This window comes from Vibrio scophthalmi LMG 19158 (genome assembly GCF_000222585.1).
Taxonomy (GTDB): Bacteria; Pseudomonadota; Gammaproteobacteria; order Enterobacterales; family Vibrionaceae; genus Vibrio; species Vibrio scophthalmi.
In genome coordinates this window covers 1-16,193 of record NZ_AFWE01000083.1, presented here as the reverse complement: position 1 = coordinate 16,193, position 16,193 = coordinate 1, and the positions used below count along the sequence as shown (strand labels likewise).

Below are 16,193 nucleotides of genomic sequence, written 5' to 3'. Positions count from 1 at the left end.
TGGAGGCTTTTTTATCGAATCCTTTTATTGAACGATAGCGTATGGTTACTCTTGTACGACTTTCACTCTGAAAAACAGAGCGTAGAACAGAGGGATAACAATCAACGTCAGGATGGTTGCGAACAACAAACCAAACATGATGGTCACCGCCATACTCTTAAAGAACGGGTCAATCAGCAGTGGTGCGACACCGAGAATCGTGGTTAGCGCCCCCAGCAATACAGGACGCGCACGGCTAGTTGCAGCATCAATAATCGCAAAATAGGCTGCTTTGCCTTGGGCAATTTCCACATCCGCTTGATCCACCAAAACAATGGCATTCTTCACCATCATACCGATAAGGCTCAAGAAGCCGAGAATCGCCATAAACTCAAATGGGGTTTGGAATACGATCAAACCGACCGTCACACCAATGACGGCAAGCGGCGCAGTTAACCAGATAACCAAAGGTTGACGCACTGCGTTAAACATAAAGATCACCGATAAAATCATCGCCGCAAAACCGTATGGCGCTGAAATCGCAAGACCTTCATTGGCATCTTTTGACGCTTTATATTCACCGTACCAAATCAGCTCATAACCTGCAGGCAGTTCAATCGCTTCAATCTTATCGCGTACGTTATTAAAGGCATCCGACGTGAGTACGCCCGGCGCGGGGTCAGCTTGCACCATAATCGTTGGCATGCGGTTAACACGACGCAAAATGGCATCTTGCCAAGCCACATCAACCGAATCGACTAATTGGCTCACCGGAATGTAACCACCCGCTGTTGCACTATACACTTCAGTATTTTCTACCGCACGTTGGTGGTTACGCTCATTCTGTGGTGAACGCACGACGATTGGGATCAAATCATCCCCTTCACGGTAAACACCCACATTACGGCCAGATAACGTCTGGGCAATCGCTAGGTTGATCTCTTGCGTTGTCAGACCAAAGCGCTGCGCTTTCTCGGCTGAATAAACTGGACGAAGCACAGGTACTTGTTGGCGCCAATCATCTTGCACAGCAATTAGATTGCTGTCAGCTTGCATGATTGCCTTTGCTTGTTCCGCAAGTTGACGTAACACGGTACTGTCTGGCCCTTTAAAGCCCGCTTCAATCTTCTTACCGCCGCCACGACCTAGCATGAATTTCCATACTTTGATCGACGCATCTGGGTATTTCACCGCGAGTTCGTCTTGCAGTTCTACTAATAACGGCGCGATCTTTTTATAGTCATCGATATCAATCAATAACTGACCATAGCTGGTATTACGTGCTTCTGGTGAATAGGTCAGCATAAAGCGTAAACCGCCGCCACCAATGAAACTCGCAATATTGGTCACGCCTTCTTTGGCTTTAACGTCTTGTTCAATATTCGCAATCATGCGCTCAACACGGCTGATATCCGAACCTTGCGGCAAGTAAACATCCACCACGAACTGCGGGCGCTGTGAATCAGGCATAAAGCCCGGAGGCACATATTTCAAACTGTAGATCGCCACAGTCATCAAACCCAGCAACATCATCATGCTGGCCAAACGGTGTCTTAGTACCCAAGCCAATAGCGCTTTGTACATCGACATCATACGGCCAACTTTGATTTCCCCTTTGCTCGCTTTTACTTTTAAGAAATCAAAGCAGAGCATTGGCGTAATCGTCACCGCAAACACCCAGCTCAAGAACATTGAGTAAAGAATTACCCAAAACAATGAACCTGCGTATTCACCCATATCCGACGGTGACAAACCAATCGCACTGAACGCACAGATACCCACAACGGTACCACCAAGCAGCGGCCATTTAGTCGCATCCACCACTTCTGAAACGATGGTCTCTTTGTCTTCCTCTGGGTTTTGTTGCAAACGGACTAAAATGCCATCAGTTACCACGATAGCGTTATCTACCAACATACCCAGAGCAATAATCAATGCGCCCAGCGAAATACGCTGCATGGCGATATCTTCGATGAACATGATGCATAACGTGGCGGCAACCGTCAGCAATAATACAAAGCCGATGATGATGCCCGAGCGTACGCCCATAAACAGCAGCAATACGATAAATACAATCGCTACCGCCGCAATCAGGTTATCGATAAAGTTCGCCACTGAAGCACGAACCGAATCTGACTGCATCGAAATAACGTGTAATTCCATTCCCAAAGGACGTTGGTCTTCAAGTTCAGCAAGGCGCACTTTTACCGCGTCGCCCATATCCACCACGTTACCGCCAGTGACATTCGAGATACCAAATCCAACCGCGCGTTGACCGTTATAACGCATCAACATGCTTGCCGGCTCTTGATAGCCACGAGTCACCGTGGCAATGTCGCCTAAGCGCATCACTGTATTGCCTTGGCCGACGCCCACTTGCAGATTACGCAGATCATCAAACGAGCGAATATTGGAATCTGGGATCACCGGGATGCGCATATCAGTGGTTTCGATCGCACCCGCCACCGTCACCACGTTTTGCTTTTGCAATACTTGGAACACTTGCTGTGCCGAAACGCCAAACTTCGCTAAGCGCTCACTCGAGATCTCAACAAAAATGGTCTCTTGACGCTCAGCTAGCGTCGCCGTTTTTGCGACGCCCGGTACAAGCACCAACTGACGACGTAGGCCATCAACATAATCTTGTAACTGCTTGTCACTGTAACCGTCACCGGTTACCGCAAAGAACAAAGCATAAACATCGGAGAAGTCATCATTAACAATCGACGGCCCTGCTCCTGGAGGTAATTGACGCTGCACATCGGCAATTTTACGTCTTAACTTATCCCACACTTGTTGCAGTTCTGCTGAGCTCTTGGCAAATTCCAATTTGATCTCAACCGTGACTTCCGACATGCCTTGTTTGGAGACTGATTTAACCTCTTTGAGCTCTTGCAGCGATTGCACCGCCCCTTCGATTAAATCGGTCACTTCATCCGAAACTTCTTGCGCTGTCGCGCCTGAGTAAGCGGTATTGATCACGGCTTGGCGAATGACAAATTCAGGGTCTTCAAACCGGCCCAATTTTAAGTAGCTGATGTAACCACCCAACAAAATCAGGGCAATCATCACCCACACACTGGTGCGTTTTGCGATGGTATAGCGAGCAATATTCATCAGTGCGCCTCGTTATTGCCTTGGGCATCATTACTCATTGGGCGGATTTCCATTCCCTCTAATAAGCTTGATACGCCAGCGATCACCACTTTATCGCCTAACTCAAGGTGGTCGTTGATCACGACGCGATCACGGCTTAATGCCCCAACCTCAACAAAGCGTTTCTCTACAGTGTTATCGGCTCCAACTAGCCAAACAAACTGCTTGCCTTGGTTATCCGGCACAACCGCGGTAATTGGCAGTGTAATCAAAGGATTCTCAAGATCATTATCTTGCTCGGCAGGCAACACTTTCACCGTCATACCCGGCAATACGCGATAACCATTAAGATTTTTAAACCCTAATACCACGGCGTAAGTTTGCGAGATTGGATCGGCTTGAGTCGCGTAAGAACGTAAACTCAAATCAAATAACTGACTTGGAATCGCACTGATTTCCGCTTTCGCTTCTGTACTACGTAAGCCCGAAAGCATCACGCTATCAGGAATGTGGATAACCACTTCCATATCGCTCAAATCATGCAAAGTGAACACTGGCGCATTTGCTTGGATTTGCATGTGGTTATCAACCAGCTTGCGGCCGATAATGCCGGCAAATGGCGCTTCAATACGAGTGTAATCAAGCTGACGTTGCGCTTCATCACGACGGTTTTTCGCCAAGTTATAACGTGTAGTTAGCTCATCGAGACTGCTTTTTGAAATCGCTTTGCTCTTTTCGTAAATCGCCTTTGCGCGTTGGTATTCGGCTTCAACGTTATTTAACTCTAAACGAGCTGACGCTAATGCAATCTCCGCATCTCGAGAATCCAAACGGGCTAATAGCTGACCTTGAATGACACGATCACCCTCTTTCACCATGATGTCAGTTAAACGGCCACCAATACGAAACGATAGGTCTGCACGCTCTGCAGCACGGACCACACCATTAAAGCTCAAATTGTCGCCACGACTTGCCGTTACGGTTTCCGTTAATGCCGGCTTAACCGATTTTTTAACCACTGGCGTTTCGGCTTCAGCACCGCAGCCAGTCAATATTACACCAGATAAAGAGATACCTATCGCCAATGCGAGTGATTTTAACTTCGCAGAAGTGGCGGTATTGTGCGCTTTTTTCACGTTGTTCTCCTAAGAGGCAAAGATTGCATCTGCTCTAAATTAGAGCGAATAAATGTAAACTCATGAGTTTATTTTTTGGGATTTTATTGGAGCTTTCAAGTAAAGTAAACTCAAAAGTTTACCTTCGCGGCGCATATTGCTAGACTAGTGATATTGCCCGCGTCACATCGCACTTAAGGAGAAGCTAGATGACCCGTTCAGAACAAAAACGGCTTGCTATCATTGAAGCCGCAAAAGAAGAGTTCATTCAAAATGGGTTTTCAGCCGCGAACATGAACAATGTCTCCGCTGCAGCAGAAGTTTCTAAACGGACTTTATATCGCCACTTCGAAAGCAAAGAACTGTTATTTGAAGAAGTTCTGGTTGATATTCAAGAAAATATTGTGCGCAATGTCGATTATCCATTTGATGAAAACGCACCACTCGAAGAGCAGTTAAGGCTTGTGACATTACGTGAAATTGATGTGATGTATAACACTTATGGTATCGCTCTATCACGTACCATTGTGATGGAATTTTTCCGCCAGCCTGATCTAGCCAAAAGCATTACCCAGCGCCTCTATCGTACTCGCGCAGTCAGCGCCTGGTTTAGCAAAGCACTCGCAAGCGGCAAGCTGGTCGCCGACGATGAACAAACCATTACCAGTGTTTATGTTAGCGTGTTCCAAGGACTGCTTTTTTGGCCTCAAGTTCTCGATATTCTTCCTCGCCCTGAAGCCGAGGAACTGGAACATAAGGTATCAACCATCGTGACCACCATTGTGCGAGCCTTTGCCCCTTAATCAAATGGCTTATTTGTCGCTTATCTAACACTCGAAACTAGCCATGCTGCACAACTAAAAAAGCCCCAAATTTTGGGGCTTTTACTTATAGATTAAATCTCGTTTTTAATCGCTACTTTTTCACCGCTAGATAGCGCTTCACTACTGATATTTTTCCATAAAATAGATCACGTTATTCGAGCCAGCCGATACCCCAAATGTTGCGAGAGCCTCAGGGGCTTGCCAGTAATCCACTTGGCGACGACACTCGCTTGACGCAGATGTCGATGCATCATCAATTAACCAACAATAACCGAGCCATTTTTCAGCGCCGCCACTAAAAGTTAATGGCACGCGAGCGTACCCCGGTGTATTGCCGCCGATATGCGTGGTCACTTGGCCATTGCTGATGCTATTTGTCTCCATTGATCCCGCCATGATGACTGGGGCCGCTTGTCCATCTTTGGCTGGAGAGGTTTTTATGTGCTCCATCGTCGGTAAGTTGGCAATACCGCTTTGGCCAATCTGAGACCATTGATCCCACTCATTATTGATAAATCGGCTACCCTGCCAATATTCTGCACGTATCGCCATCGGTAATAACTGATCAATCGGCCCTGATGCGTTATTAACCACTAGGCGACCAAATCGAACATCGACAGATTCACCAAGCGGAATAGGTTCACCACTGAGATCGGTGTCCATATCGCTATTTTGGTAAATGGGAATCGTACGTCCCGCCACATTGCTAGACACTGACGCTTGCAATGCCACATCACTCAACGGCTGCTTACATCCCACATCTCGATAAAACATCGCGGTGTAATCTTTTAACTGCCACTGGCCCTTGCTCCATGACTGAGCGAAATCAAGTGGCTGATTGTCCTCATCAACCAACAGTTGTTGATTGCAGCTTGGCATTGCTAGGTTACCGTAATCAAATTTCATACTTGCAAGCAGTGGCTTCTCAGCAGCACTTAGTACACTCGCATCATAAAAACTCAAATCACGATGATTGGCACTTTTTGCACTAAGCGAAAATGCGAGAGCCACATCCGGCTTACCGAAATATGTCCACGGTTCACCATCGTGCGTCATAGGTACTGAGAATTGACTCGATAGCAACATATAGTCAGGATAAAAATATCCGACTTGGTCGTAATTCTCCAATGCGTCACTGGTTTGCTGCGTATCGAGGAAACTGGCTAATCCTGTTTGCCCTGCATAGCGGTCTACCGCCCAATGAGTACTTATCGCACCAACGTTGTCATATTCAAAACGGTTGGTTAATAGCCCGTTGGTAAAAACGCGATTCAATCCATTCGGTGCACTTAATCGTGGTGCGTTGCTCGTTTGGCTAACGGGTACCACAACACCGCTATCAAACCCTGTTTTACCACTGGCTAGCGAGGCATTGAAATTACGGGTGACCGTGCCATCTTTTGTTACCGCCGCAACCTCAACCATAAAAGGAGTACCGGCCGAGACAAAAGGCTGCTGAATACCCCGGTTTTCCACCTTGCTATCGTTGGCACTGTAATTACGTTTTACCACCAGCGCATAAGGATTAACGCTCAAGCTTATATCCGCCGATTTTGGCAACCCTTCTGCTAACTGGTAATCAGCTTCAATATTCAAGCTACCTGATTCTGTGTAGCTTGCTGGCAACACTTCACTCACGCCATTGGAGAACGAAACCGTGCGCTTTTCACCTTTGGCATTGAGCGTTTTACCTTGCAGAGACATGTCACCCAGAACAGGCTCAAGGCCTTGGTTATAGCGCCATGTAAATGTTTTATCCCCTTGGTAGTCGGTATCAATCGCGCAACTTGTTTGATCTTCTAGAGCGACTTTACGAGCCAGTTGCAGAGAAAACTCTTGTCCGGCTTTATAATATTGAGGCGCTTGATATGGCACGATCTTAAAGCCCGTTTTACTAAATTGCGCCGAATCTTTATCAAAACCAACATCTTTAGCACTGGCTTTTAATGTGACCGGACCTAATTCAGAATCGGTTGCGACCCAAATTGAACGATTCAAACTGCCATTCTTATTGAACAATATTGTTTTGCTGTTACCTGAACATCGAGAATGCGAAGCGGCATCTGCACGACCAAATGGCGATGCGTCAAACCAGCAGCCACTCGGTGGATTTTCAAAGCTGACATCAACATTGAGATCTTGTGATAACACGCCGCCTTCCACGTCGAGAAGAATACGATATTCCGCCACTTCACAGGTCAGTGGTGAACCGGGCGCGGTCACCTTGATACCTTTAATTGGGTTACCAATCGCAAAACTGATGTCTTCAACTTCACCCGAAGGCGCTTCCCCATAAGGGCTGGAGACAGCACGATCGGCGTAGCGAACGCGTAAATAACCTCGAGCTCCTGCATTAAGAGGCACATCGATGCCCTTATTCAAATTGACACTGTGCCATTGGGTATCATTACCCCAGTTAACCCATGCCGTCGCTTGTCCGCCACCACGCTTATCAAGTAAAATCGCATAACTTCGCAGTGGCAGCAGTGCTCCGTTCGGCAAACTTATTTCGCTGCCGCTGGTTTTGTCACGAATGATCACACCATCATCGGAAAAATCGGAATCAGCATAGCCATCATGACCCGGGCCTATATCCGCCGACCAGTGATGACCCAACTTAAGTAATTCACTTGAACCTAAGTGACGCGCAGGGTTACCGCCTTCGAGCGCTTCAGGTACATCACCATAATCGGCATGAATCGCACAACCACCCGCATCGTTACTAGTCGTCGACTCTTCAACACCTTGTAGCTCAAAACGAATTTCTTGTTTAGCAATATCAATCGAATACAGTGCCGTCGTTGGCATCTTTAGCTCTGCTGAATCGAGTCGGCCATTTTGGTTAAGATCATGCAAACCTCCATTCGTCATCGCAAAGACAATGCCGCCTTTGTTGATACCAACACCACCAGAAGCTAACTTACCGCTACGATCTTTTACTGGCCATTGCGGATTGTTTACCGACAAACTGGAATTGAGCACTAACTTCAACGGCAAGCGAGAATAGCTGCCCGCTTTTTCACGCGCAGAGATATCGACAATAGCGATTCGATACAGTGACTTGAGGTCCCCCGATAACCCATACACGTAGCGGCTGTCGCCGAACTGCGGATTAAACGCAAAATCGGCGCTCCACGGCGTACCTTCTCCTTGTGGAATATCAAGTTGAATGGTATCAAACACGCCCGTCTTCAAATCGATACGAACTAAGCTACGCCATACTCCGCGGCCAATCACTAAGTAACGCCCATCCAGACTGACATCACCGGAATTGGCACGTGATAGTTTTTTCGAGCCATTGTCAGCACTCTTTTGCGTATTAAAGATTTCATCAGCACGGAATGTATAGCGATGCCCCTCTTTATCAAGGATAGTCACACCATCATGTGCTGCACGCAACGGCACTAAATGATGAAACTCAGCAGCCGGATTACGACTTTGGTCTGCAACAAATAAGTGCACTTCACAGCCAGATCGACTACCAGATGTGCAACCATAACGGAGATCAGAGCCCACTCCGTAGGTTAAACCATCAATGGGATTTTGCCCTACCACCTTAATTTCATCAGTCGCAAGTGCGGGGTTAATGCTTTCAATCGCTAATTGCCCGCCACTAGCGACCCATTTTGCGTATTGATAACGGCCGCTGCCTTGTGGGTCTTTGACCTGAATAAATCCATCGCAGCGACCCGGTTGTGGCAAGAGATCATCATTTGTGAAATAGACCAGATGATCTTCTACCTCACCATTTTGACGGCGAGAAGAGGAATCTTGTGACAACACTAAGCGTAAGAATGAAGAGTCTTGCGTGGTCCATTTATTCGGGTTGATACCGTTCCAAGTCAAAGTCACGTTTTGCGCGCCATGTTTTGATTGGATCGTATGCGGCGCGGCGCGCTCTTTGTCTTCCATCACCCCATCGCGATTGAAATCAATCCATGCATCAAGTTTGGCGGCTTTCCCAGTGCTGTTGACCACTTTCAAGTCTGCTATTTCTAGCTTATGTTGCTTTTTAAGTATTACAGGACTAGCAAAGGTACGTTCATCGTTAAAGCCCGTTTGATCATCGCCACTAGCAGACTCAGAGATCTGAGCCGCTAATTCGGTATCAGGCGCTTCTTCACCGATATAAAGGTTCGGCACGACTTCATAACGAGTTTGATTTAATTGACCATAACGACTTGGTAAATCACCATAGTCATAGCCAATTTCACAACCAAATTTAGCGTTATCTAAGATATTCCCCGACGATGCCACCGTAGGATAATTAGATCGAAACGCAATACGTGTAACGTACTGACCAGCAGGTACTGTATAAACGCCGGTATATTTAACCCAACGATCTTGGCCATCAATCACACGATCTTCAACCAACTGGCTATTTGGGCTACCAAACAACAACGAAATCTGGTCATTTTTACCATCGTTGGGCACTGTGCGGTTAGAGTAATCAAATGACCAACGAATTTTATCACCCGGTTTTGTCACAATATCTTGGTACATCATGGTTGGGTTATAAACGTTCATTTCCGCCACATTAAGACTGCCATCAGACGAAGGTTGCCTCACATAATAGTCATAACGGTTAAACTCAATATTGCTCCGGCGCGGTTCGACTGGAAAATAGTCTTGTGGATTGAGTGTCGGATCAAGTTGCTCAATCGACCAACCGGCAACTGAACTTTCTGGCGTATCCCAGCCATTATGTTCTTTCTCAATGAAGAAGTGTTCAAATGAGCCGTTTTGCAGCCCGGCTTCACAGCCTGCAACTTCGAGCGAAGGCGCTGCAATCCAAACACGGTAATCTTCTACCTCACCATCAAGCGCGACACCCGTCGGTTGTGCTACAGCGTTTTGATCGGTCGAGTAACGAATACGCAGCCAACTCTCACCATGCACATCGTAAGGCGAAAGATAAAGCCCATTAATCACATTTTCACCGGCGTTAACTGGATAACGGTCAAGTAGCATTTCTGACACTGGACGAGTATTGCGCTCAAATCCTTGCCAACTGCCATCTTGGTTTTTATCTAACCACACCGAGATATAACCAGCCTTCGATGCATTAACAGAAATTTGGTTGTCGACACGTTGCTCACGTCCATCACGATCCAGATAGCCCGTCATAAGAACCGGCATCGCTGCGTTGCTTAATTCGCTGTTATTTGGATTAATTTTTACGCCATCATCTTCTTGATCTGCACTCGCATAACGTGACGGCTGGCCCTCTTTCTCTTCATCCACATGAAATGCGCACTCACTAGCCCCAACGGGTAACAAACACGTATTGGCTTTCACGCGATGTCTGGCGCCATTATCGGCTTTAAGTACTGGAAAACGAGCCTTGCCCCAACCGGTATGCAAATCTTGGTTCGGCGCATCACCGTAATCATAACTCCCATCGTCTTCACTGGTGATCACTTGACCCATTTCAGAGGTATTACCGCACTTATCAATCGCGATTGAGGTAATTGGATCACCGGCAGCAAAGCGAGAATGGTCTAAATTACAACCCGCGATAGCGCCTTGGGAATTTAACCGACAAGAGCCTATAAACGCAGTACCTTCAATGGTCGAATCACTTACTTGACCATCAGCTTTATACAGTTCTACCGAAACATCACTGATGGTTTGGCGACACACCGCACTCCCGTCACCAATGTTTCTAAGTGTCACCGTGCCAGATGCGGTGCCATCAAGGTTTACGGCTTGCAACATTGGGTAATCAATCCCGTTATTACTGGCACCTGCAGACCAGTCATAAAGCCCATTATTGCGTGTAATTTGCCCAGCATGCTCGACCGAGCGTAAGTCAATCGCTAACCCGCGGGTATTAGAAAAAGTGTTCTGGCTTATGAGGTTCTTATTGCCGTAGTAAACACGTACCGCTGAAACGTGCCAACGAAATAGGCTGTCCGATTGGTGATCATCACCGGTGTCATAAAACGCATTTCCAGTTACTTGATTTTCTGAGGAATACTCTAAGAAAACGGCGGCCGCCTCTTCCTGATTGGCCTCTTTGTTTACCGTGTCGTTAAACATATTGCGTGAAATGATGTTCTCATCACTGCGTACCAACTTAACACCGGAATCGCGGGTATGATTGAAACTGTTATCGGTAACTTCGACCTCTTCACTATGATCAAGATAAACCGCATCATCAAAATAATTCCAGTTCATTCCTGCAATCCGAAGCTCTTCACTGTTGGTGATTTTTATCCCGTAATCACCTTGTTGAGGTTTGTTTCGACGGTTATTGAGTGTAAGTGGTCGCCCACTTCCTAAACGAACACGAGCATCAACATAAGTGTCTTCGGTATCGTAAATTTCCAGTGGTGATTGCAGAACGATGTCAGCCAGTTGACGAGTAAAAATCGCATTGTCGACCCCACTTGGGTGCCACTCTTGACGCAGATTTTCTTTCTCTAAGCGGGTAGGATGACGCCCAGTGGTTAAGTAACGCGTATTGAGCAAAAACTGACGCAATGAGCCTACGCCGGAGTCGTTATTATTGTTCACCACACTATAGCTAAAACCGATGTTGGCATCGTAAACATTACCACCATTAACGACCACTGTTCGCTGATAGTGATCGCTTACATATGGCCATACCTGAACAGGTAGACACTCATTACAGTCGCCACGCTCAGAATAAATTTGACCATCTTTATCCGCGCCCATCGGGCGAACATAGGGCAACGTTAATATGTACGTTCCATTGGGAATCCGATTAAACCAAAATTGGCCTCGCCAGTCCGTGCGAGCGGTGTAGACTCGATTCTGATTATTGTTGCTGCTCAACCTGACATCGATTGGCGTTCTATCCATCGCCACCATGCCACTAGCTCCGGGGAAAAAGTCACGTGAGTAACCACCAAAATTGTAGTGTTCGAAGACAAAGCCAGAAACTGAATAACCATGAGGATGACGATTACCATTACCTTGATTATGACCATTTTGGGCAGATGCGAATGCGGAGAAAAACAGCGTCAACATCAATAAAAATAGCTTTTTACTCACGGTCTAACCTCTACTTCAAACTTACGGCTCACTCGATACGCCTGCTCAGAACATATGGCGGTAGAGGTAACTATCGTCGCCTCACCATTAGGGGTACAACTCGCCTCAAAACGGCAACTTGGAAATGCTTCTATCTGGTATGAAGGCAAACATGATGCTTTTTTCGTTCCCGCGACGGGGGTAATTTCATACACCAACCTTTCTACCAATGAGCGAGCGCCCCAGTAAGCACGGGTACTAAGCACTTCATAAGTGTTGGCTTGGTTAGATTGTTTGGTTAACTGAAACAACTGCGCGGCAAAGAAGGTGGCGATCACTATCACAAACAAAATCACCAAAAGCGCACTGCCTTGCTGTCGTTTATTGACCATTGAGGATTTGTGCATTTTGCATAAACTCCACTGTTTCTGTGCCTTGATTAACCTTCAACGAAAACTTCATACTCGCGGTGCTCGAATAGGTACCATTAAAGCCGAGAGAAAAAACAGGTTGGCTCCCACTCAACTGCTTGGCAAAGGGCGTCCACTCTTCTGTGTTGACCACACCTTGTCCTGCCTCTTTCAAGGGATAGTTGGGGTAATAACGCATTTGCTGCGCTGTTGCGCACATTTGTCGTGCAAAGGGCTGATAGACAAATAGTCGATTTGAAGGGGTTAACGGCCTTCTCAACATACTTTCATCAACGGTTAAAGACTGATTCCCTACCGACTTTAAAGTGTAAATTTGGTTATCTACGTTCGCTCCAAGATATAGTTCTTGTGATTTTCTCGGATAGATACTGACTAAACAGGGCTGCTTAGCATCAATAAAACACTGCGCGAGCAACGACGCTCGAATAGGATGAGTGAGAGGAATGACCGTTTCAGTGTGCTGAACACTAAGATCTAACTGGTCAGGCAAAAACTCACCCACATAAAGCATGGGGATATATTCAATGCACTCACCTTCACCGAGAGTTCTTGGACTCATCGGCACCGAATTGGGCAATTCACGACCAAAACGGGCAAGAAGAAAACGCGCCTCTTCTAATGCTGATAAGCGGTATTTTGAGTCCATATACAAGGTGGAGCTAATGACGCCATAATTGATCAGTCCAATACTAATGATGCCAATAATGACCATGCTCACCACCATCTCAATCAGCGTAAAGCCGAAGCTTGGGCGTGTTTGTTTCGTCGTTAACATCGGGGCAATCGTCTGTTTTAGCATTAATAATTACTCCGAAACGCATTAAACGTCAGCGCTTGTCCATCTTGACCGCGTTGAATCGTCAGAGTAACTATTTTGGTCGGAGTGGGAGCACTTCCAAGCGGTAGAGCTTGAAATTGGTCATTTGCATAACGAACCGCTATTGTGACCAAAAAGCCTTGATACGCACCATCAATATTTAACCCAAACTCGCTAATGGGCATAGCGACACCATGGGTATCGTAATCATCAAAATCATCGCGAAGGTTATTCATATCATTGCTGTCTATTCCTACCTCACTAGAGCAGGCAAGAGAATCACTACCACATCGCTCAATATGCTGAATATTGACCTCATCAAATTCACGCGAATACATCTCTTGCAGCAGCCAGGTAGCAAGTTGTGATGCTCGTTGTTGAGTCAAAGCATCGGCACTCTGCACCGCCGCAGGGGCCAGCAACGAGGAAAAGGCAATCATCAAAAATCCTGCCAGGCAAATCGCGATGACATTCTCAATTAGACTAAACCCGTGCTGATGGGAACGGTGATGACTCTTGAGTGAGCAAAGGGGGTTATGAGCAACCATCAACGTATCCTTCTCGGTAGACGATGATTTGCTTACTGGCTTCTCGCGGTGATGAAAGCTCTATTAACGCTTGGTTGTTACTGCTACGAGCGGCACTAACAAAGCGGCCCATGGTATCAAACGAGAATTGTTGTGGTGAAAAGCGAACCCCACGCTGAAGATCTTTCTCACTGATCGCAACCAATCGACTGCAAAATGAACCACTACAGTTTGGACTATCGTTGAGATCAAGGCTCGCATTATGCCAAGTCAATTCAGTGGGTGTGACGATGATTTGATAAGCAGAGCTACTCGCAACATCATTCATCGCTTGGGTTTGCACGCGGCGCACCGCCGACTTCGCCACATGGCAATAGCTTGGTAAGGTAAAACCCGAGATAGACGGAAACCTCGTGTAGGCCACGGCTCCTAGAATTGAGAGGATAATGATTGTCACCACCAGCTCAACAAGAGTAAAGCCAGTGTAATTTCGAAATTTAAGCAGCATAAGCAATAAAAAAGTCAGCAAACTATTTAATTTTTATCACTTTATTCTAACGCTATTTATGTTTTGTTACACAAGTAATTTGGACGCAAATCACACTTTACTGCATGCATTGCATCGTTTAAGTGAAAACTTAGATTTATCGATGATTATCTGGCCAATTACACCCTATTTATTCACATAAAAACGCAAATGAATAAACACAATCACATACGACATTTTTTGCATAACGAGCCATCTCGCAATAGCCTCTTCGAACAACAAACATGCGAGTTTTCATCTTAAATGAAGACAGGTAATCAAATTGTTTATTAAATTTTTATTTAAGTAGTTAGCACGATAGAGTGTTTGAAATCATGGCTGTAGCTCAGGAGCTAAGTACAAAAGAGGCCGCGATGTGCGACCCTGGTGGGGATTGAATCATTGAAAAGAATCTAACGTGTACTCGTAATCCTTGATGCGTTTTTGATAACGAACCGTGTGAGTTTTTAGGTATTGTTGGACTTTTAAATCGACTTGTTTAATCTGTTCTGGGGTAAGAGGTAAAGTAGCTTCATCATAAATTGACTGAGCTGCCTTATATCCACTTTGCTTGCCTTCATTGCCCATAGAATCTAGATAAATTTTGCTGTAATACGCAGCTAACTCATATTCCCTAGCATCAACATAGCTACCCGAGATCCCCAAAATTGACAATGCGTCCCCAGCTTCAACTAGCTCATCAATGATTGATTGATAACCTTTAATATTACCGCGATTTTTAAGGCGATCTGCATAATCGAGCATACCTAACCAATAACCTGAATCCGCTGCCGCTTTGAAAAAACGTTCCGTTTCTTTCTCACGTTTACCGGGGAGAATAAACCAACCGTCGCCCATCTCATAGTGCCGCGCAAGTTGATGCTGTGAGAATGCATCTCCCGACTCTGCGGCTTCAACTAACCAATCAAACGAAACCGATTCATCTTCGAAAGCGGTTAGCATTGAAAGCAAGCGCATCGCCAACGCATCATCTTTTTTTGCTTGTCGCTCTAGTATTGGGGTCACTTTTGTTCGCCAATGCTCGCGGCCACTCAATGCTCTTCGACTCGATGCGGCAACCATCGCCAACACATTACCCAGTTCCGCAGATTTTAAAGTGTATTCGTGTTCTCCTTCTGACTGAATAAATGTATTGGAAAAAAGCATTGAAGCATACATTGCTGCGGCCGGAGAATGATTATGGTCTGCCGCAAACTTTAATAGTGGTTTGGCTTGATTATATTTATTCTGTTGGTAGAGCAGCGTACCTTGCTGGTAAGCTTGCTCGGGTGTTAGCCCATCAATTGGCTGGTTGGCATGAAGTAACGATGAAAAACCAAAAATAAAAGCTACTGAGAGAAATCTATAATAATTTGACCATTTCATTAGTACGTTCCCCATGCTTTCATTTTACTTCGCTTGTAATCCGCTACTTTCATTTTAAGTTCATCCTCTCGTTCACAAACATCTGCATACAATGGAAAAGAGAGCGAATCTAGATGTGAAACCATAGGGGTCAGGTCTTTCCTCTTGCCACTATGCGGCTAACTCTAGAATAATGAAGTCCAAAAAATTCACCAATTTCTTTTTGTGTATAGCCTCCACTATTAAATGCCGCAATGATCGCGCCATCCCTCGTCTCTTCCATTTCCTGATAGTCAACTAATGCTCGTGGCTGCTTTCGACGTTGACACGCGGGTACCTCACTGATATCTCCAGATTCAACTGACAAATCCAGTTGATGACGGGCTATAAACTCATCGCTCCCTAAATACACCTGCTGTTTTAGCTTATCCCATAAACTATCACCGGCTCCTGCATGTACAAACTGTCGATATTTTTCTCTCGCTGCAGCACGCTTGCGCCCAAATGGCAGTAA

Annotated in this window: 9 protein-coding genes and 1 pseudogene; 1 reads left to right on the top strand and 9 read right to left on the bottom strand. The window is 46.0% G+C overall.

Going from position 1 to position 16,193, the window contains the following annotated elements:
- Positions 1-45: 45 nt before the first annotated feature.
- Both RH88_RS07540 and RH88_RS07535 read right to left on the bottom strand, forming a co-directional pair.
- Positions 46-3,096 (bottom strand): efflux RND transporter permease subunit, encoded by a 3,051-nt coding sequence (locus tag RH88_RS07540; RefSeq protein ID WP_005594686.1) that lies wholly within the window; start codon positions 3,094-3,096, stop codon positions 46-48.
- Positions 3,096-4,211: an efflux RND transporter periplasmic adaptor subunit gene (locus tag RH88_RS07535; RefSeq protein WP_005594684.1), complete on the bottom strand. Its 1,116-nt coding sequence runs from the start codon at positions 4,209-4,211 to the stop codon at positions 3,096-3,098. Before RH88_RS07535 ends, RH88_RS07540 begins: the two co-directional genes overlap by 1 nt.
- A 188-nt stretch (positions 4,212-4,399) precedes the next feature.
- Here RH88_RS07535 and RH88_RS07530 point away from each other — a divergent pair, with 188 nt between their 5' ends.
- The gene (locus RH88_RS07530; RefSeq protein ID WP_005594683.1) at positions 4,400-4,993 is read left to right on the top strand and encodes a TetR/AcrR family transcriptional regulator; all 594 of its coding nucleotides are present in this window, start codon (positions 4,400-4,402) and stop codon (positions 4,991-4,993) included.
- Between the two features lie 141 nt (positions 4,994-5,134).
- On the opposite strand, the gene RH88_RS07525 is transcribed toward RH88_RS07530, so the two are convergent.
- The 7 genes and pseudogenes from RH88_RS07525 to RH88_RS07495 form a co-directional block, all read right to left on the bottom strand.
- Positions 5,135-12,034 (bottom strand): DUF6701 domain-containing protein, encoded by a 6,900-nt coding sequence (locus RH88_RS07525; protein WP_005594681.1) that lies wholly within the window; start codon positions 12,032-12,034, stop codon positions 5,135-5,137.
- Positions 12,031-12,420, bottom strand: coding sequence for a hypothetical protein (locus RH88_RS07520; RefSeq protein ID WP_005594679.1), 390 nt, complete (start codon positions 12,418-12,420; stop codon positions 12,031-12,033). The genes RH88_RS07525 and RH88_RS07520 overlap by 4 nt, the downstream gene beginning before the upstream one ends.
- The gene (locus tag RH88_RS07515; protein ID WP_005594678.1) at positions 12,395-13,243 is read right to left on the bottom strand and encodes a prepilin-type N-terminal cleavage/methylation domain-containing protein; all 849 of its coding nucleotides are present in this window, start codon (positions 13,241-13,243) and stop codon (positions 12,395-12,397) included. Before RH88_RS07515 ends, RH88_RS07520 begins: the two co-directional genes overlap by 26 nt.
- A complete protein-coding gene (locus RH88_RS07510; RefSeq protein WP_005594676.1) occupies positions 13,243-13,809 on the bottom strand; it encodes a type IV pilus modification PilV family protein in 567 nt (188 codons plus the stop codon). The genes RH88_RS07515 and RH88_RS07510 overlap by 1 nt, the downstream gene beginning before the upstream one ends.
- Positions 13,796-14,296: a pilus assembly FimT family protein gene (locus tag RH88_RS07505; RefSeq protein ID WP_241212168.1), complete on the bottom strand. Its 501-nt coding sequence runs from the start codon at positions 14,294-14,296 to the stop codon at positions 13,796-13,798. Before RH88_RS07505 ends, RH88_RS07510 begins: the two co-directional genes overlap by 14 nt.
- A gap of 417 nt (positions 14,297-14,713) precedes the next feature.
- Positions 14,714-15,700, bottom strand: coding sequence for an SEL1-like repeat protein (locus RH88_RS07500; RefSeq protein ID WP_005594673.1), 987 nt, complete (start codon positions 15,698-15,700; stop codon positions 14,714-14,716).
- A 130-nt stretch (positions 15,701-15,830) separates the two neighbouring features.
- Positions 15,831-16,193 (bottom strand): annotated as a pseudogene (locus RH88_RS07495) (addiction module toxin RelE); the annotation flags it as partial.

Coding starts and splice junctions, on each gene's coding strand:
- RH88_RS07530 (WP_005594683.1), top strand. CDS start 4,400: ATGACCCGTTCAGAACAAAAACGGCTTGCTATCATTGAAGCCGCAAAA.
- RH88_RS07505 (WP_241212168.1), bottom strand. CDS start 14,296: ATGCTGCTTAAATTTCGAAATTACACTGGCTTTACTCTTGTTGAGCTG.
- RH88_RS07520 (WP_005594679.1), bottom strand. CDS start 12,420: ATGCACAAATCCTCAATGGTCAATAAACGACAGCAAGGCAGTGCGCTT.
- RH88_RS07510 (WP_005594676.1), bottom strand. CDS start 13,809: ATGGTTGCTCATAACCCCCTTTGCTCACTCAAGAGTCATCACCGTTCC.
- RH88_RS07515 (WP_005594678.1), bottom strand. CDS start 13,243: ATGCTAAAACAGACGATTGCCCCGATGTTAACGACGAAACAAACACGC.
- RH88_RS07540 (WP_005594686.1), bottom strand. CDS start 3,096: ATGAATATTGCTCGCTATACCATCGCAAAACGCACCAGTGTGTGGGTG.
- RH88_RS07500 (WP_005594673.1), bottom strand. CDS start 15,700: ATGAAATGGTCAAATTATTATAGATTTCTCTCAGTAGCTTTTATTTTT.